At 67.0% G+C, this 17,320-nt stretch carries 14 protein-coding genes; 11 read left to right on the plus strand and 3 right to left on the minus strand.

The window, feature by feature from the left end; genetic code table 11:
- The first annotated feature begins 2 nt into the window (after positions 1-2).
- The 5 genes from FFS62_RS04980 to FFS62_RS05000 all read left to right on the plus strand — a co-directional run bounded on the left by FFS62_RS04980 (position 3) and on the right by FFS62_RS05000 (position 4,417).
- The gene (locus FFS62_RS04980; protein ID WP_137971692.1) at positions 3-308 is read left to right on the plus strand and encodes a BolA family transcriptional regulator; all 306 of its coding nucleotides are present in this window, start codon (positions 3-5) and stop codon (positions 306-308) included.
- A gap of 122 nt (positions 309-430) precedes the next feature.
- Positions 431-1,369: a rhodanese-related sulfurtransferase gene (locus tag FFS62_RS04985; RefSeq protein WP_137971693.1), complete on the plus strand. Its 939-nt coding sequence runs from the start codon at positions 431-433 to the stop codon at positions 1,367-1,369.
- A 113-nt stretch (positions 1,370-1,482) separates the two neighbouring features.
- Positions 1,483-2,082, plus strand: coding sequence for a DsbA family protein (locus FFS62_RS04990; RefSeq protein WP_371920107.1), 600 nt, complete (start codon positions 1,483-1,485; stop codon positions 2,080-2,082).
- A complete protein-coding gene (locus FFS62_RS04995) occupies positions 2,075-3,853 on the plus strand; it encodes an ABC transporter ATP-binding protein (protein WP_137971694.1) in 1,779 nt (592 codons plus the stop codon). Before FFS62_RS04990 ends, FFS62_RS04995 begins: the two co-directional genes overlap by 8 nt.
- 99 nt (positions 3,854-3,952) lie before the next feature.
- Positions 3,953-4,417, plus strand: coding sequence for a hypothetical protein (locus tag FFS62_RS05000; RefSeq protein WP_137971695.1), 465 nt, complete (start codon positions 3,953-3,955; stop codon positions 4,415-4,417).
- A gap of 12 nt (positions 4,418-4,429) precedes the next feature.
- On the opposite strand, the gene FFS62_RS05005 is transcribed toward FFS62_RS05000, so the two are convergent.
- From FFS62_RS05005 to ccoG, 3 genes are all read right to left on the minus strand, one after another.
- Complete coding sequence (locus FFS62_RS05005) at positions 4,430-5,035, minus strand: hypothetical protein (protein WP_137971696.1); 606 nt, start codon at positions 5,033-5,035, stop codon at positions 4,430-4,432.
- Positions 5,036-5,118: 83 nt separating this feature from the next.
- The gene (gene mapR, locus FFS62_RS05010; RefSeq protein ID WP_137971697.1) at positions 5,119-6,528 is read right to left on the minus strand and encodes a GntR family transcriptional regulator MpaR; all 1,410 of its coding nucleotides are present in this window, start codon (positions 6,526-6,528) and stop codon (positions 5,119-5,121) included.
- A gap of 62 nt (positions 6,529-6,590) precedes the next feature.
- On the minus strand, positions 6,591-8,006 hold the full coding sequence (ccoG, locus tag FFS62_RS05015) for a cytochrome c oxidase accessory protein CcoG (RefSeq protein ID WP_137971698.1): 1,416 nt from the start codon (positions 8,004-8,006) through the stop codon (positions 6,591-6,593).
- 265 nt (positions 8,007-8,271) lie between these two features.
- On the opposite strand from ccoG, the gene FFS62_RS23530 reads away from it, so the two are divergent.
- The 6 genes from FFS62_RS23530 (at position 8,272) to maiA (ending at position 16,738) form a co-directional block, all read left to right on the plus strand.
- Positions 8,272-9,783: a calcium-binding protein gene (locus FFS62_RS23530; RefSeq protein ID WP_305955884.1), complete on the plus strand. Its 1,512-nt coding sequence runs from the start codon at positions 8,272-8,274 to the stop codon at positions 9,781-9,783.
- A gap of 142 nt (positions 9,784-9,925) precedes the next feature.
- Positions 9,926-12,370, plus strand: coding sequence for an EAL domain-containing protein (locus FFS62_RS05025; RefSeq protein WP_137971700.1), 2,445 nt, complete (start codon positions 9,926-9,928; stop codon positions 12,368-12,370).
- A gap of 222 nt (positions 12,371-12,592) precedes the next feature.
- On the plus strand, positions 12,593-13,675 hold the full coding sequence (hppD, locus tag FFS62_RS05030) for a 4-hydroxyphenylpyruvate dioxygenase (RefSeq protein ID WP_137971701.1): 1,083 nt from the start codon (positions 12,593-12,595) through the stop codon (positions 13,673-13,675).
- 154 nt (positions 13,676-13,829) lie between these two features.
- On the plus strand, positions 13,830-14,969 hold the full coding sequence (locus FFS62_RS05035; protein WP_137971702.1) for a homogentisate 1,2-dioxygenase: 1,140 nt from the start codon (positions 13,830-13,832) through the stop codon (positions 14,967-14,969).
- A gap of 133 nt (positions 14,970-15,102) precedes the next feature.
- Positions 15,103-16,086 carry a fumarylacetoacetate hydrolase family protein gene (locus FFS62_RS05040; protein WP_137971703.1) on the plus strand — a complete coding sequence of 328 codons (984 nt, stop codon included), beginning with the start codon at positions 15,103-15,105 and terminating at the stop codon, positions 16,084-16,086.
- Positions 16,076-16,738, plus strand: a complete 663-nt coding sequence (gene maiA, locus FFS62_RS05045) for a maleylacetoacetate isomerase (protein WP_137971704.1) — start codon at positions 16,076-16,078, stop codon at positions 16,736-16,738. Before FFS62_RS05040 ends, maiA begins: the two co-directional genes overlap by 11 nt.
- Positions 16,739-17,320: the final 582 nt, after the last annotated feature.

A 17,320-nucleotide genomic window follows, 5' to 3' on the forward strand; every position in this document is an offset into this window, starting at 1 on the left:
ACATGAGCATGCGCGACAAGATCCAGCAGGCCCTCGGTGACCTGCAACCCGAACACCTGGATGTGCTGGACGAGAGCCATATGCACAGCCGTGGCCAGGAGACCCACTACAAGGCGGTGATCGTCAGCCCGGCGTTTAGCGGCCTCAATGCGGTCAAGCGCCACCAGAAGGTCTACGCCACCCTCGGCGAGCTGATGGGCCAGTTCCACGCCCTGGCGCTGCACACCTACACCCCCGAGGAGTGGGCGCAGCAGGGCATGGCGCCGGATTCGCCGACCTGCCGCGGCGGCAGCAAGCACGACCACTGATCCCGCCCGCGTGCCCTCGGGCGCGTGGCTGCGGTAGAATCGCCCCCGCGCCGGCCCCAGCCGGCGCTTTCATTTCATCCCCGGTCCGCCCTTTGCGAGGGTGACCACTGGAGAGAGTCCGCATGACCGACAAGATCGTCGTCGCGGCGCTGTACAAGTTCGTCTCCCTGCCGGACTACCAGGCGCTGCGTGAACCCCTGCTGCAAACCCTGCTCGACAACAACGTCAAAGGCACCCTGCTGCTGGCCGAGGAAGGCATCAACGGCACCGTGTCCGCCAGCCGCGCCGGCATCGACGCGCTGTTCGCCTGGTTCCGCCAGGACCCGCGCCTGGCCGATGTCGACCACAAGGAATCCTACTGCGACGAGCAGCCGTTCTATCGCACCAAGGTCAAGCTGAAGAAGGAAATCGTCACCCTCGGCGTGCCGGGCGTGGATCCCAACCAGCGCGTCGGCACCTATGTCGAGCCGCAGGACTGGAACGCCCTGATCAGCGACCCCGAGGTGCTGCTGATCGATACCCGCAACGACTACGAAGTGGCCATCGGCACCTTCGAGGGCGCCATCGACCCGAAGACCAAGTCGTTCCGCGAGTTCCCCGACTACATCAAGGCCCACTACGACCCGGCCAAGCACAAGAAGGTCGCCATGTTCTGCACTGGCGGCATCCGTTGCGAGAAGGCCTCCAGCTACATGCTCGGCGAAGGTTTCGAGGAGGTGTTCCACCTCAAGGGCGGCATCCTCAAGTACCTCGAAGAGGTGCCGCAGGAGCAGACCAAGTGGCAGGGCGACTGTTTCGTCTTCGACAACCGGGTGACCGTGCGCCACGACCTCAGCGAAGGCGACTACGACCAGTGCCATGCCTGCCGCAACCCGATCTCCGTCGAGGACCGGCAGAGCCAGCACTATTCGCCGGGCATCAGTTGCCCGCACTGCTGGGACTCGCTGCCGGAGAAGACCCGTGTAGCCGCCCGCGAACGCCAGAAGCAGATCGAGATCGCCCAGGCGCGCAACCTGCCGCACCCGATCGGCTTCAACTACAAGGCCCTGCAGGAAGGCTGAACCGCTGCCCCAAATGGCTGCTCTGTACGTACACTGCAGCCATTCCCACCTGTCGCCTGCCGACTAAGGACCGCCTCGTGCGCCCAGACCGCCTGCTCTACGTGATGGACCCCATGTGTTCCTGGTGCTGGGGCTTCGCCCCGGTGGTGCAGGCCCTGGCCGCACAAGCCGGCGCGGCCGGCGTACCGTTGCAGCTGGTGCTCGGTGGTCTGCGCCGCGAGCGTGCGGCGCTGGACCCGGCGATGCGCGTGCGCATCCTCTCCCACTGGCAGGCGGTCAACGCCAGCACCGGCCAGCTGTTCAACTTCAACGATGCGCTGCCCGAAGGCTTCGTCTACGACACCGAGCCGGCCTGCCGCGCCCTGGTCACCGCCCGTGGCCTGGACGAGCAGAGTGTCTGGCCGCTGCTGGAGCTGATTCAGGAAGCCTTCTACGCCGAGGGCCGCGACGTCACCCGCGCCCAGGTGCTGGTGGAGCTGGCCGAGCGCGCCGGCATCCCGCGCATCGAGTTCGCCGCCGCCTTCGACAGCGTGGAGGCCGCCGAGGCCACCGCCGCCGACTTCACCTGGGTGCAGGACCTCGGCATTTCCGGCTTCCCGACCCTGCTGGCCGAGCGCGACGGTCGACTGGCCCTGCTGACCAATGGTTACCAGCCGCTGGAGGCGCTGGCGCCGCTGCTGGGACGCTGGCTGGAGCAGCGTGTCCATGCCTGATCGCTTGACCTGGGCGGAGATTCGCCGCCTCGCGCTGCGCCATCGCAAGGGCCTGATCCTGGCCAACCTGATCGCCTTCGTCGCCACCCTGTGCAGCGTGCCGATTCCGCTGCTGCTGCCGCTGCTGGTCGACGAGGTGCTGCTCAAGCAGGGCGACGCCGCGCTGAAGGTGATGGACCGCCTGCTGCCCGCCGGCTGGGAAACCGCCGCCGGCTACATCGGCCTGATGCTGGTGCTGACCCTGATGCTGCGCCTGGGGGCCCTGGTCAGCAACGTGCTGCAGGCGCGTCTGTTTGCCCGCCTGTCCAAGGACGTGATCTACCGCCTGCGCGTGCGCCTGATCGAGCGGCTCAAGCGCATCGCCCTGGGCGAGTACGAGAACCTCGGCGGCGGCACCGTCAGCGCGCACCTGGTCACCGATCTGGATACCCTCGACAAGTTTATCGGCGAGACCCTGAGCAAGGTGCTGGTGGCCGTGCTGACCCTGACCGGCACCGCCGCCGTGCTGATCTGGATGCATTGGCAGCTGGCCCTGCTGATCCTGCTGTTCAACCCGCTGGTGATCTTCGCCACCGTGCAGCTGGGCAAGCAGGTCAAGCACCTGAAAAAGCTGGAGAACGACAGCACCTCGCGCTTCACCCAGGCGCTGACCGAGACCCTGGAGGCGATCCAGGAGGTGCGCGCCGGCAACCGCCAGGGCTACTTCCTCGGTCGCCTCGGCCTGCGTGCCCGCGAGGTGCGCGACTACGCGGTGGCCTCGCAGTGGAAGAGCGACGCGGCCGGGCGTACCAGCGGCCTGCTGTTCCAGTTTGGCATCGACATCTTCCGCGCCGCGGCCATGCTCACCGTGCTGCTCTCGGACCTGTCCATCGGCCAGATGCTCGCCGTGTTCAGCTACCTCTGGTACATGATCGGCCCGGTCGAGCAGTTGCTCAGCCTGCAGTACGCCTACTACGCCGCCGGCGGCGCGATGACGCGGATCAACGAGCTGCTGGCGCGCGCCGACGAGCCGCAGCACGCGGGCGTGGTCGACCCGTTCAAGGGCCGTGATACGGTGGGCATCGAGGTGCGCGGACTGAGCTTCGCCTACCGCGACGAGCCGGTGCTGCATGACCTCGACCTGGCCATCGCCCCCGGCGAGAAGGTCGCCCTGGTCGGCGCCAGCGGTGGTGGCAAGAGTACCCTGGTGCAGCTGCTGCTCGGCCTCTACACGGCCCAGGCCGGGACCATTCGTTTCGGCGGTTCGAGCCTGGAGGAGATCGGCCTGGAGCGGGTGCGCGAGCACGTGGCGGTGGTGCTGCAGCACCCGGCGCTGTTCAACGACACCGTACGCGCCAACCTGTGCATGGGCCGCGAGCGTAGCGACGAGGCCTGCTGGCAGGCGCTAGAGATCGCCCAGCTGGCGGCCACCATCCGCGCGCTACCGGATGGCCTGGACAGCATGGTCGGCCGCTCCGGCGTGCGTCTCTCCGGCGGTCAGCGCCAGCGCCTGGCGATTGCCCGCATGGTGCTGGCCGAGCCCAAGGTGGTGATTCTCGACGAGGCCACCTCGGCCCTGGACGCCGCCACCGAATACGCCCTGCACGAGGCCTTGGGGCGTTTCCTCAATGGCCGCACCACGCTGATCGTGGCGCACCGCCTGAGCGCGGTGAAGCAAGCCGACCGGGTACTGGTGTTCGACGGTGGCAGCATTGCCGAGGACGGCGACCACCAGCAGCTGATCGCCGAGGGTGGCCTGTACGCCAAGCTCTACGGCCACCTGCAGCACTAAGCCGCGCTGCGCTTGTCTCAACCTTGTGTCGGGTGGTTTCGGCCGCGTCGCTGGCCACCCTAGACTGAAACTGTCTGAGGAGCTCCTCGGGAGGTTCCCATGTTGAGACTAGGCACTCTGCTGGCCATACCGGCCAGCGTCCTGATGCTGGCGGCCGCCGTGCCGCCCGACCTCAATCCGCTGATCGACTCCGCCTACGCCCGCGATGGCGGCGGTGGCAATGGTGGCGGCAATGGTGGTGGGCATGGCGGCGGTCACGGTGGCGGCAATGGCGGTGGCCACGGTGGTGGTGTCGGTGTTGGCCTGGGCCATGGTCTGGCCGGCGGCGATCACGGCCCGGGACTCGGCCATGGATCGGGTCGAGCTCCCGGCGTTGGGCAGGGCAAGGGACAGGGCCACGGCGCGGCGACTTCGGCGGCCGCCCGCTCCGATGAGACCAGCGGCCTGGCCAAGGCGATGGATGTGGTAGCCAGCACACCGGCCGCCATCGCCGGGGCACTGGGGCTGGACAAGGCCTTCGCCAACCATGAGGAACGCGAGCTCGACGGCCACCCGCACGACTGAGTCAGGCGCGGCTCACTCGGCGTCGGCGGACCACTTCTGCAGCGCCTTGACCCGCGCCTGGCTGTCGGCCATCGGCTTGGCCAGCGACTCCTCGTAGAACTCCAGCCAGCTGCGCGAGCCCGGCGTCATGCCGGCCAGTTCGCGCATGCCTTCCTTCAGCGCGGTGAGGGTCTGCTGGTAGTTGTTCTCCTGGCCGATCAGGGTGCGCGCCACCATCCGCACGTTCTCGCGATCCTGCTCGCGGGTCTCGCTGGCGGCGGCCGGAGCTTCTGCCTCGGTCGGCGCGGCGATCTGCTGCTGGGCCTGCAGCAAGATCAATTTCTGCTGGTCCTTGATTTGCTGTTGCAGCGGGGCGATTTGCAGCTGCAGGGCGCCGAGCTCTTTCTGCAGGGCTTCGACGCTGGCCAGGCTGGCCAGCTGGGCCTGGTCTTCCGCGGCTTCCTCGGCGGAGGAGGAGAGCAGGGCGACCAGTAGCCAGGTGAGCAGGGTCAGCAGCAGCGCGCCGGCCAGGCCGAAGATCAGCAGGCGATTGAGCTTGCCGGCCTTCTCCAGCTTCTCGATGCGTTGCTGGTCGGTGAGGAGCTCGTCGGTGCTGACGGCTTCGGTGTCGCTGCTCATGCGGTCTTTCCTTGTATTGATGGCGCGTTGCCAGTATCGCCGATGGCGGGCCCGCTGCCTATCCGCAGCATAGCCGCCGGGCTCTAGAACGAGGCGAGGATGCGCCCGAGCACTTCCATCGCCCTCTCGCTTTGGGCATCCCAGGGGTGGCCATGGTTCAGTCGCGCGCAATGGCGGAAGCGCCGGGTGGCGGAGAAGATCGGTCCCGGCGCCAGGCTGATGCCCTGGGCCAGGGCGAGCTGGAACAGCTGCAGCGAGTCGACCCGCTGGGGAAACTCGAACCACAGGAAGTAGCCGCCGCTGGGGCGGGTGACCCGGGTCTCCGCCGGGAAGTGCCGCGCGGCGGAGGCGAGCATGGCCGCCTGCTGGGTCTCCAGAGCGATGCGCAGTTTGCGCAGGTGACGGTCGTAGCCGCCGTGCTGCAGGTAGTCGGCGATGGCCGCCTGGGCCGGCACCGAGGGCGAGATGGTGGTCATCAGCTTGAGCCGGCTGATCTGCTCGGCATAGCGCCCGCCGGCCACCCAGCCGACCCGGTAGCCTGGCGCCAGGCTCTTGGAGAAGGAACCGCAGTGCATCACCAGGCCGCCATCGTCGAAGCTCTTCACCGGCCGCGGCGGCTGCGCGCCGTAGTACAGCTCGGCGTACACGTCGTCTTCGATCATCGGCACCTGGTGTCGCTGCAGCAGCCCGTACAGCTCGGCTTTTTTGGCGTCGGCGAGGCTGGCGCCCATGGGGTTCTGCAGGCTGTTCATGAACCAGCAGGCCTTGATCGGCAGTTGCTGCAGGCGCTCGGCCAGCACGCCGAGGTCGATGCCCTCGCGCGGGTGCACGGGGATCTCCACGGCCTTGAGCTTGAGGCGTTCGAGCACCTGCAGGGTGGCGTAGAAGGCCGGCGACTCGATGGCTACCAGGTCGCCCGGCTGGGTCACCGTCTGCAGGCACAGATTCAGCGCCTCCATGGCGCCGTTGCTGATCACCAGTTCCTCCAGCGGCAGGCGCACGCCGGCAACCATGTAGCGCAAGGCGATCTGCCGGCGCAGGTCGGGGTTGCCGGCGGTCATGTCGGCGATCACCGCGTGGCTCGGCATGTCGCGCAGGGCGTGGGCCATGGAGCGCGCCAGGCGCGGCAGGGGGAACAGTTCCGGGCTGGGGAAGGCGGAGCCGAAGGGTACGGTGTGCGGGTCCTTCAGCGAGCCGAGCACCGAGAACACCAGCTCGCTGACATCCACCTCGGTGCTGGTGGCCGGCGTGGCGCTTACCTGCGGCTCGGCCAGCGGGTGGCGGGCCAGTTCTCGGACGAAGTAGCCGGAGCGCGCGCGGGCCTGAATCAGGCCACGATCCTCCAGCAGGTAGTAGGCCTGGAACACGGTGGACGGGCTGACCCCGTAGGTGCGGCTGGCGTGGCGCACCGAGGGCACCCGCTCGCCGGGGGCGAGCACGCCGGCGCGGATCAGCCCGGCGATCTGGTCGGCGAATTGCTCGTAGCGCTTCATCTTGTCCGTGACTGTGGCCGCAGGTGCGCCACAGTCTACGGGCAGTGAGCGGGCGTCGGCCATCAACGCCCGCTCGGCGCGATAAAGGTGCTGCTGGCCACTTTGCGCTCGCTGGCATCGGCCTGGTTGACCACCTCGAATTGCACCGGCGCCGGGCTGCTGGCCAGCGGCTCGTGGACCAAGGCCACGCTGACCGGCACTTCGAGTATCTCGCCGGCGGCCAAACTGAGGTCGCCGGGGCCGCCTAGGCTGAACGGCTGGCCGTCGACCAGGCGCAGGTGGTAGCGCTGCGCCTGCTGGGTCTTGTTGATCAGCTTGAGGCGGTAGACGTTTTCGATCTGGCCGCTGGCGTTCTCGCGGTACATGCCGCGGTCCTTGGCCACGTCCAGCGACACCAGCGAGCGGGCCTGCAGGGCCCAGGCGAAGGCGCCGATCATCAGCAGCAGGGCCACCGCGTAACCGACCAGGCGCGGCCGCAGCAGGCGGGTGCGACCGCCCTGCATCTCGCGCTCGGAGCCGTAGCGGATCAGCCCGCGCTCGTAGCCCATCTTGTCCATGATGCTGTCGCAGGCGTCGATACAGGCGGCGCAGCCGATGCAGTCCACCTGCAGGCCATCGCGGATGTCGATGCCGGTGGGGCAGACCTGCACGCACATGGTGCAGTCGATGCAGTCGCCGAGGCCCTCGGCCTGGTAGTCGCTGTCCTTCCTGCGCGGGCCGCGACCCTCGCCGCGGGCTGCGTCGTAGGAGACGATCAGGGTGTCCTTGTCGAACATCACCCCCTGGAAGCGCGCATAGGGGCACATGTACACGCAGACCTTCTCGCGCAGCCAGCCGGCGTTGAGGTAGGTGGCGGCGGTGAAGAACAGGATCCAGAACAGCGCGGCGCCTTCCAGCTGGCCGCCGAACAGTTCCAGCGCCAACGGGCGGATCGGCGTGAAGTAGCCGACGAAGGTCAGCGCGGTGAGCAGGCTCACCGCCAGCCACAGGCCGTGCTTGGCGCCGCGCCGTAGCAGCTTGACCGGGCCCCAGGGCGCGGCGTCGAGCTTGATGCGCTGGTTGCGCTCGCCCTCGGTGACTTTCTCCACCCACATGAACACCCAGGTCCACACGCTCTGCGGGCAGCTGTAGCCGCACCACACGCGGCCGGCGAACACGGTGATGGTGAACAGGCCGAACGCGCAGATGATCAGCAGCGCCGAGAGCAGGATGAAATCCTGCGGCCAGAAGGTGGCGCCGAAGATGTAGTAGCGGTGCTCGGCCAGGTTCCACAGCACGGCCTGGCGACCGTCCCAGTCCAGCCAGGCGGTGCCGAAGAAAATCAGGAACAGCAGGCCGGCGCCGTACAGGCGCAGGTTGCGGTACAGACCGGTGAAACTGCGTGTATGGATCGGCCCGCCGGCCTGGGCCGGGGTCAGGCGGAGGGGTTGGCGCGGGTCGATGGTTTCGATGATCTGCGCCGGTATGCGCTCGCTCATGGTGGGCCTCTCGGGCTTCTAATCAGGCTGAGCGAACTGTGCGCGCCGGGCGGTTTGGATAACAGACTCAGGTTTATCGAGAAAAACCGTATCAGATGCGCGCCAACCTTCCGTCGGAACGCGCCGAGCTTCTGCCTGCGAGATCGGTCCAATGCGCTGGCGAGGGCTTTGGCCTGCGCTTTCAGGCGTGCATGAAGGATTCCATCCGGGCGCATTACGGATCATGCGCCAGCCCGGTCAGGTTGATCACTGCAAGGAGCTTGCTATGCCTACCGACAGCAGCATGGGCTGGACCTTCTACGGTCTGGTCGAGGATGGTCTGCGCGACAGCAACGGCTACAAGTATATGGATCCCGCCGCCTACGGCTTCAGCCCGGGAGAGCTGGTCGAGGGCCACCTGGCGCTCAGCGGCGCCGCGCTGCTCGCCTACCTGGCCGCACTGGATGGCGCGGGGCGCGGCACCCTGACCCTGGATGCCAGCGCGGGAGTGGATTTCTCCCTGCCGGTGCCGCGAGTGGGAGGCCTCGACGAGGCCGACTTCACACCCTGGGCTGCCCCGACGCTGACGCTGACCAGCCAGGGCCTGGATGTTCCGCTGGCCGATGCCCAGGCCTTCCTGTTCTCCCAGGATGATCCGGACGGGCCGAATTTCTGGATGGACCAGGCCGATGTCGGCGGCTTCTTCTTCCGCGACGACGATGACAAACAGATGTTCCTGTACGGCGCCTGGGTACCGGATGGTCAGCTGGTCGACCAGGTCATCGGTGGCGACAGCAACGACACGCTGATGGGCGATGACGAACTGCCTCTGCTGTATGGCCGTGGTGGCGACGATTCACTGCTGCTGCAGGCGGCCGGCTACGCCTGGGGCGGCTTCGGCGCAGACCACCTGACGGGTAGTAATGGGCGCGATTGGTTGCGCGGTGGCTATGACAACGACGTGATCAGCGGTGGTGGCGGTGATGACGAGCTGCACGGCGAGGGCGGTGCCGACCGCATCAGCGGTGGCAGCGGCAACGACGCCATCCATGGCGACTCGCAGCGGGTGGGTGGCTACGATGTGCTGTCCGGCAATGCCGGCGACGATCGCCTGTATGGCGGCTGGGGCAACGATATCCTGCGCGGCGGCGAAGGCGCCGACTACCTGGAAGGCGGCTCCGGCGAGGACGCCGCCGACTACGGCGCGGCCGCTTCGGGCGTGCGCGTGCAACTGGGGCTGCTATCGGCACTGGTGGACGACAGCGAGGCCGACGGCGATGTGCTGGTCGGCATTGAGTACCTCTCCGGCAGCGAGCATGCCGATACCCTGGGTGGCGACGGCGGCGACAACCGCCTGGTCGGCCGGGATGGCGATGACGACCTGTACGGCGGGGCGGGTGCCGACAGGCTGTACGGCGGCGACGGTGACGACGTGCTCGATGGCGGGATAGCTGCCGGTGGCGTGGCCGATGGTCGCGACCTGCTCACCGGCGGAGCGGGCGGTGATCGCTTCGAGTTCACCATGGATCTGCGCCTCAGCGGGCCGGGGGATGCCGCGCAGGACTATGAGCGGCAGAGCTTCGATCTGGACAGCGTGCTGGACTTCAATCCGCAGGAAGACCTGCTGGTGTTCGTCGGCCAACGCAGCAGCTTCGATTCGCTGCGTATCGCCGACTATCAGTCCAGCGCCGGCAACAGCGGCACGCTGATCACACTGGACAGCCAGAGCCGGGTGTTCCTGCTCGGCGTGGTGGCCGATCAGCTCAACGACGCCAACATGCAGTTCGTCAGCGCGTGAGGCAACGCTCGGCGCCATCTGGTGCAGAAAGCTGAGGGCTCGGCGACCTGGCAGAAAGCCATCTATACCTGACTGGTACGCCAGTACCCATATTGCGGTCCTGGCATGCCCGCCAGCTTCGCCCCCGGGGAGACAGGGATCGATGAGTCAGGAGACGGGCGCCCCGCGGGCGCGCATCGCTTCGCAGTTACTGCGCCTGGTCTGGCCCTTCGTGCTGGTGGTGCTGCTGCAGTCGCTGCTGGCCGGCGGCAGTCTTTATCTGCACTCGGCGGTGCGCAGCTACGTGGCCGGCGAGAGCCTGTGGTCCAAGGGCCTCAAGGATGCCATCCACTACCTCGATCTCTACGTGCAGAGCGGTTCCGACCGCCACCTGCGCCTGTACCACGAGGCCATTGATGTACCGCTCGGCGATAACGACTTCCGCGTGGCCATGGACCAGCCGGAGCCCGATCTGGAGCGGGCCCGGGCCGGCATCCTGCAGGGCAGGAATCATCCGCACGATATCGAGGCGATGATCTGGCTGTACAAGAACTTCAGCCAGCTCAGCTACCTGCAGCGTGCCATCGCGCAGTGGGAGCGCGGCGATCGCTACGTGTTCGAACTGACCCTGCTGGCCGGCGAGATCGAGCAGCAGATCCTGCTCGGTGCGGCGTCGGATGTGCAGCGCACGTTCTGGCGCGGGCAGATCGAAGGCGTCAACCTCGGCGCCACCCGCGCCGCCGAGCAGTTCTCGCAGATTCTCGGCGAGGCCTCGCGGGCGGTGCTGTGGCTGCTGGTGCTGGGCAATCTGTGCACCGGGGTGTTGCTGATCAGCCTGGCGGTGCTGCACACGCGGCACCTGCTTATACAGCGCGCCGAGGTCGATCAGGCCCTGGCAGCCGTCAAGCAGCGCGCCCAGACCATCCTCGCCTCCATCGGTGATGCGGTGATCAGCCTCGACCGCGACGGCCGCATCGCCTACATGAACGCCGCCGCCGAGCAGCTCACCGGCTGTGCCCTGGCCCAGGCCGAGGGGCGCGCCTTCGATCAGCTGTTCTCCATCGTCGACGAGCATTCCGAGGCCAATGTCGTCTCGCCGGTACAGCAGATCCTCGCCGGCCAGGAGGATGGCGACTACGCCAAGCTGGTGGTGCGCCCGGACGGCAGCAAGGTGGCGGTCAACCTGGTCGGCGCGCCGATCCAGGAGCGCGGCCTGGTCAGCGGCGTGGTCATGGTGCTGCATGACATGACCCGCGAGCGCCAGTTCGTCGCCAGCCTGTCCTGGCAGGCCAGCCACGATGCCCTGACCGGCCTGGCCAACCGCCGCGAGTTCGAATACCGCCTGGCCCAGTTGCTGGCGCGCATGCTGCGCCAGGCGGGCCGGCATGCGCTGATGTTCATCGACCTGGACCAGTTCAAGCTGGTCAACGACACCTGCGGCCACGCCGCCGGCGACGAGCTGCTGCGCAAGGTCTGCCAGGAGCTGCAGCTGCACCTGCGCGAGGGCGACACCCTGGCCCGTCTGGGCGGCGACGAGTTCGGCGTGATCCTGGAAAACTGCCCGACCGAGGCCGCCCTGCGCGTGGCCGAGGCGTTGCGCAAGGCGGTGCAGGAGATGCGCTTCGTCTGGGGTGGGCGGCTGTTCTCGGTCAGCGCCAGCATCGGCCTGGTGCAGATTCCGCCGGGGCAGACCAGCCTGGTGGAGCTGCTGCGCACCGCCGACCTGGCCTGTTATTCGGCCAAGGAGCGCGGGCGCAACCGGGTGCACGCCTACCAGCCGGACGATTCCGAACTGTCCCAGCGCGTCGGCGAGATGAGCTGGGTGCAGCGCATCCACCGGGCCCTGGAGGAGAACCGCTTCCGCCTCTACGCCCAGCCCATCGTGCCGCTGCGCAGCGGCGAGGACGGCGGTCATGTGGAGATCCTCCTGCGTCTGCAGGACGAGGCGGGCGAGCTGATCGCTCCCGGCACCTTCATCCCGGCCGCCGAGCGCTACGGCCTGATGCCGCAGATCGACCGCTGGGTGGTGCGCCATACCCTGGCCGCCCTGGCGCGCTTCCATGGCGAGCACCCGCACGCGCCGGCGCTGCACTGCGCGATCAACCTGTCCGGCGCCAGCATCGGCGACCGCGATTTCCTCGACTTCATCCGTGAGCAGCTGGCCAGCCAGCCGGTGCAACCCCAGGCCATCTGCTTCGAGATCACCGAGACGGCGGCCATCGCCAACCTGGCCGACGCCACCCACTTCATCAACGAGCTGAAGGCCCTCGGCTGCCGCTTTTCGCTGGACGACTTCTGCGCCGGCATGTCCTCGTTCATGTACCTCAAGCACCTGCCGGTGGACTACCTGAAGATCGATGGCAGTTTCGTCCGCGACCTGCTCGACGACTCCATCGACCGGGCCATGGTCGAGATGATCAACCAGATCGGCCACGTCATGGGCAAGCGCACCATCGCCGAGTTCGTCGAGACGGCCGAGGTGCTGGAGGCCCTGCGCGAACTCGGCGTGGACTTCGCCCAGGGCTACCACCTGGGCAAACCGCAGCCGTTCGACAGCCTGCTGGCCACGCCGGCGCTACAACTCACCGCGAGACTGGCAGCCGACTGAACCACCTTGGCAAGAAAACGTTACGCCAGGCAGGGGTTGTGGGCAGCGACTCCGGCGAGCCGAAAACATGTAAGGAAAACTTGCCGAACCTCAGGCGGCAGGCCCGTCTCCAAGCCAGATAGACAGCTTGCTCGGCATCGGGGCAGGCGCTGTGATGAGGGCAATCCAACCGCACCGCCGCGACGGCGGGCGACTGCCCACAACAACAATCAGGGAGGCCGGATGAACGCCGTGGCCAAGATCGAACAGCACAACCCCATCGGAACCGACGGTTTCGAATTCGTCGAATTCACCGCGCCGACGCCTGAGGGCATCGAGCAGCTGCGCCAGCTGTTCAGCGCCATGGGCTTCACCGAAACCGCCAAGCACCGCTCCAAGCAGGTGTGGCTGTTCCAGCAGAACGACATCAACTTCGTGCTCAACGGCAGCCCCACCGGCCATGTGCGCGCCTTCGGCGAGAAGCACGGGCCGAGCGCCTGTGCCATGGCCTTCCGGGTGAAGAATGCCGCTCAGGCCGCCGCCTATGTGAAGGAGCAGGGCGCCACCCTGGTCGGCAGCCACGCCAACTTCGGCGAGCTGAACATCCCCTGCGTCGAAGGCATCGGCGGCTCGCTGCTGTATCTGGTCGACCGCTACGGCGACAAGACCATCTATGACGTCGACTTCGAGTACATCGAGGGCCGCAAGCCGGGCGACAACGCCGTGGGCCTGCAGCAGATCGACCACCTGACCCACAACGTCAAGCGTGGGCAGATGGATGTCTGGTCCGGCTTCTACGAGCGCATCGCCAACTTCCGCGAGATCCGCTACTTCGATATCGAGGGCAAGCTCACCGGCCTGTTCTCCCGCGCCATGACCGCGCCCTGCGGCAAGATCCGCATCCCGATCAACGAGTCGGCCGACGACAAGTCGCAGATCGAGGAATTCATCCGCGAGTATCACGGCGAGGGCATCCAGCACATCGCTATGAGCACCGACGATATCTACGAGACAGTGCGTAAATTGCGCGCCAATGGCGTGGATTTCATGACCACCCCGGACACCTATTACGAGAAGGTCGACACCCGCGTGGCCGGCCACGGCGAACCGACCGCCACCCTGCGCGACCTGAATATCCTCATCGACGGCGCGCCAGGCGATGACGGCATCCTGCTGCAGATCTTCACCAATACTGTGATTGGCCCGATCTTCTTCGAGATCATCCAGCGCAAGGGCAACCAGGGCTTCGGCGAAGGCAACTTCAAGGCGCTGTTCGAATCCATCGAGGAGGATCAGCTGCGTCGTGGCGTGATCTCCGAGGAGTAGTCATGTACCGATTTTCTACTGCGCTTGCCCTGGCGGTGTTGCCACTCCGCTCAGGTTGCTCATTGACCGACATGTCAACTGCGCACCTTTGCGAAGCGGCGCCTAGCCAGGCCTGCGCTCGCTACGAAACTCGATACCTGACAGGAGCTCTGCAATGAGCCGCAAATGGATCAGCTTCCCCCTGCGCGAGGGCGAGCACTCGCGCCAGGCCCACTGTGATTTTCCCGAGGGTACCTACGAGCGGGAGATGGGTCGCGAGGGCTTCTTCGGCCCGGTGACCCACCTGCACCACAAGCACCCGCCCACCGGCTGGATCGACTGGGAAGGGCCGCTGCGCCCGCACGCCTTCAACTTCAACAGGATCGCCAGCGAGCGCGACTGCCCGCTGGAGGCGCCGCTGACCCTGCACAACGCCGACGTGAAGCTGCGCGTGTGGAAGACCCACGGCGCCATGCGCCACCTGGTGCGCAACAGCGACGGCGACGAGCTGCTGTTCGTGCACGACGGTGCTGGACACTTCTACTGCGACTTCGGCCACCTGGAGTACCGCGACGGCGACTACCTGCTGATCCCGCGTGGCACCGCCTGGCGCATCGAACCGACAGCGCCCAGCCACTTCCTGCTGATCGAGAACACCGACGGCGCCTACCAGCTGCCGGACAAGGGCCTGCTCGGCCCGCAGGCGATCTTCGACCCGGCGGTGCTCGAACACCCGCATATCGACGACGCCTTCAAGGCCCAGCAGGACGAGCAGACCTGGCAGATCCGCATCAAGCGGCGCAACCAGATCAGCACCGTCACCTATCCGTTCAACCCGCTGGATGCAGTGGGCTGGCATGGCGACAACACTGTGGTGCGCCTCAACTGGCGCGACATCCGCCCGCTGATGAGCCACCGCTACCACCTGCCGCCGTCGGCCCACACCACCTTCGTCGCCAACGGCTTCGTGGTCTGCACCTTCACCCCGCGCCCGGTCGAGAGCGACCCGGGCGCGCTCAAGGTGCCGTTCTTCCACAACAACGACGACTACGACGAGGTGCTGTTCTATCACCGTGGCAACTTCTTCAGCCGCGACAACATCGAGGCTGGGATGGTGACTCTGCACCCCTGTGGCTTCCCCCACGGCCCGCACCCCAAGGCGCTGAAGAAGGCCCAGGAAGACCCGGCCACCTTCGCCGAGGAAGTGGCGGTGATGATCGACACCCGCCGCGCGCTGGAGGTGGCCGAGACCGCCGCCGCGGTGGACGTGCCCGAATACGTGAACTCCTGGCGTGCGCCAGGCAAACCAGGCTAAGGCCACTCAGAACAACCCCCTCTCCCTCCGGGAGAGGGCTGGGGTGAGGGAGTTGCGGATTGCCTGGCGCTCCCTCACCCCCCGAACCCTCTCCCAAGGGGAGAGGGGAGCCCAACATAATTCGAGGTAACCGATGAAGCTCGCATCACTGAACCTGGGCCGCGACGGCGAACTGGTGGTCGTCTCCCGCGACCTGGCCCGCGCCGTGAAGGTGCCGCAGATCGCCGCCACCCTGCAGGTCGCGCTGGACGATTGGGAGGTCAAGCGCCCGCTGCTGGAGTCGGTCTACCAGCGCCTCAACGACGGCCTGATTGACGAGTCCTTCGTCTTCGACCAGGCCGACTGCCACAGCCCGCTGCCGCGCGCTTATCACTGGGCCGACGGCAGCGCCTACGTCAACCATGTGGAGCTGGTGCGCAAGGCGCGTGGCGCGGAGATGCCGGAATCCTTCTGGCACGACCCGCTGATGTACCAGGGCGGCGCCGACAGCTTCATCCCGCCGCACGCACCGATCCAGATGGCCGACGAGGCCTGGGGCATCGACCTGGAGGCGGAGATCGCGGTGATCACCGACGACGTGCCGATGGGCGCCACGGCGGCGCAGGCGGCCGAGCGCATCCAGCTGCTGATGCTGGTCAACGACGTGTCGCTGCGCAACCTGATCCCCGGCGAGCTGGCCAAGGGCTTCGGCTTCTACCAGAGCAAACCGTCGTCGAGCTTCTCACCGGTGGCGGTGACCCCGGACGAGCTGGGCGAGGCCTGGAAGGACGGCAAGGTGCACCGGCCGCTGGTCTCGCACATCAACGGCGCGCTGTTCGGCCAGCCCAACGCCGGCGTGGACATGACCTTCAACTTCCCGATCCTCGTAGCCCACGCCGCCAAGACCCGCCCGTTGGGCGCCGGCACCATCATCGGCTCCGGCACCGTGTCCAACTACGACCGCAGCGCCGGCTCCAGCTGCCTGGCCGAGAAACGCATGCTGGAGATCATCGAGCAGGGCGAGGCCAAGACCCCGTTCCTCAAGTTCGGTGACCGGGTGCGCATTGAGATGTTCGACGCCGCCGGCCAGAGCATCTTCGGCGCCATCGACCAGGCGGTGGAGCGCTATGAGCACTGAGCTGACGCTCTACGGCTACTGGCGCTCCAGCGCCGCCTACCGGGTGCGCATCGCCTTGGGCCTCAAGGGCCTGGCCTACCGGCAGGAGTCGGTGCACCTGGTCAAGGACGGCGGCCAGCAGCACGCGGCCGAGTATCGTGAGCTGAACCCGCAGGAACTGGTGCCGCTGCTGGTGGACGACGCCAACGGCGGCGCACGCATCGCCCAGTCGCTGGCCATCCTCGAATACCTCGACGAAGTCTTCCCGGTGCCGGCGCTGCTGCCTGGCGATCCGGCCCATCGCGCCCAGGTGCGTGCGCTGGCGCTGCATATCGCCTGCGATATCCACCCGCTGAACAACCTGCGCGTGTTGCAGTACCTCAGCGCCGAGCTAGGTGTCGACGACGAGGCGAAGAACACCTGGTATCGCCATTGGGTGGAGAAGGGCCTGGCGGCGGTGGAACAGGGGTTGGGTGGGCTCAAGGGGGGCCTGTCGCTTGGCAATCGGCCGGGTTATCTGGAGGCGTGCGTGATTCCGCAGCTGTACAACGCGCGGCGGTTTGCCTGCTCGCTGAATGCTTTCCCGCGTCTTCTGGAGATGGAGGATCGTTGCCTGGCGCTGGACGCCTTCAAGGCCGCTGCCCCCGAAGCTCAGCCAGACGCGTTGCTCTAGTCCCCTCTCTCGTTTACGGGAGAGGGTTAGGGAGAGGGCGGCTTTAGCCTGTAGGGTGGATAACCGCGCAGCGTTATCCACCATCTTTTGTTCGTGCCGCTACCTATTTTCGTATCTGTTGAAGCATTGGTTCCGCCCTGCTGGGCGGGTCCCTTTTGGCAAACGCCCCAAAAGGAACCAAAAGGTCTTGCCCCCGCCATCCGGGTCTCGCTGCGCTCGACTTCCCTCGCTCCATCATTGCTCCAGGGGCACGCGCCGAAGGGCCATCCCTGGCCCATCGTCGCTCTCGCGGCATCCATGCCGCTCAACCCCTTCCGCAACGATTCCGTTCGGCCTCCTGAAGGGGGCGGAGAGTTGCCTGGGAGTGCGGTGTTGCTTCTGTAGGGTGTTACTCGCCCGAAGGGCAGTACACCGTTCCGGTGTGGTGGGCTGCCTGCGGCGAGACCACCCTACGAAAGCGAATCCTGCTAACTCCGCTCGGGCGCGCAGCGCTTAGACAAACCTTCAAGCAACTCGGAGTGGAATCCCCGCCAGGAGGCCGAGTGGAGGTGTTGCGCAGAGGGACGAGCCGCATGGATGCGG

It is taken from the genome of Pseudomonas sp. F(2018) (genome assembly GCF_005508865.1).
In the GTDB taxonomy this organism is placed as follows: Bacteria; Pseudomonadota; Gammaproteobacteria; order Pseudomonadales; family Pseudomonadaceae; genus Aquipseudomonas.

Excerpts from the sequence above, each read along its gene's own strand:
- hppD (WP_137971701.1), top strand. The coding sequence starts at position 12,593 with ATGAACGCCGTGGCCAAGATCGAACAGCACAACCCCATCGGAACCGAC.
- FFS62_RS04995 (WP_137971694.1), top strand. The coding sequence starts at position 2,075 with ATGCCTGATCGCTTGACCTGGGCGGAGATTCGCCGCCTCGCGCTGCGC.
- FFS62_RS05025 (WP_137971700.1), top strand. The coding sequence starts at position 9,926 with ATGAGTCAGGAGACGGGCGCCCCGCGGGCGCGCATCGCTTCGCAGTTA.
- FFS62_RS04985 (WP_137971693.1), top strand. The coding sequence starts at position 431 with ATGACCGACAAGATCGTCGTCGCGGCGCTGTACAAGTTCGTCTCCCTG.
- FFS62_RS04980 (WP_137971692.1), top strand. The coding sequence starts at position 3 with ATGAGCATGCGCGACAAGATCCAGCAGGCCCTCGGTGACCTGCAACCC.
- mapR (WP_137971697.1), bottom strand. The coding sequence starts at position 6,528 with ATGAAGCGCTACGAGCAATTCGCCGACCAGATCGCCGGGCTGATCCGC.
- maiA (WP_137971704.1), top strand. The coding sequence starts at position 16,076 with ATGAGCACTGAGCTGACGCTCTACGGCTACTGGCGCTCCAGCGCCGCC.
- FFS62_RS23530 (WP_305955884.1), top strand. The coding sequence starts at position 8,272 with ATGCCTACCGACAGCAGCATGGGCTGGACCTTCTACGGTCTGGTCGAG.
- FFS62_RS05040 (WP_137971703.1), top strand. The coding sequence starts at position 15,103 with ATGAAGCTCGCATCACTGAACCTGGGCCGCGACGGCGAACTGGTGGTC.
- FFS62_RS04990 (WP_371920107.1), top strand. The coding sequence starts at position 1,483 with ATGTGTTCCTGGTGCTGGGGCTTCGCCCCGGTGGTGCAGGCCCTGGCC.
- FFS62_RS05035 (WP_137971702.1), top strand. The coding sequence starts at position 13,830 with ATGAGCCGCAAATGGATCAGCTTCCCCCTGCGCGAGGGCGAGCACTCG.
- ccoG (WP_137971698.1), bottom strand. The coding sequence starts at position 8,006 with ATGAGCGAGCGCATACCGGCGCAGATCATCGAAACCATCGACCCGCGC.
- FFS62_RS05000 (WP_137971695.1), top strand. The coding sequence starts at position 3,953 with ATGTTGAGACTAGGCACTCTGCTGGCCATACCGGCCAGCGTCCTGATG.
- FFS62_RS05005 (WP_137971696.1), bottom strand. The coding sequence starts at position 5,035 with ATGAGCAGCGACACCGAAGCCGTCAGCACCGACGAGCTCCTCACCGAC.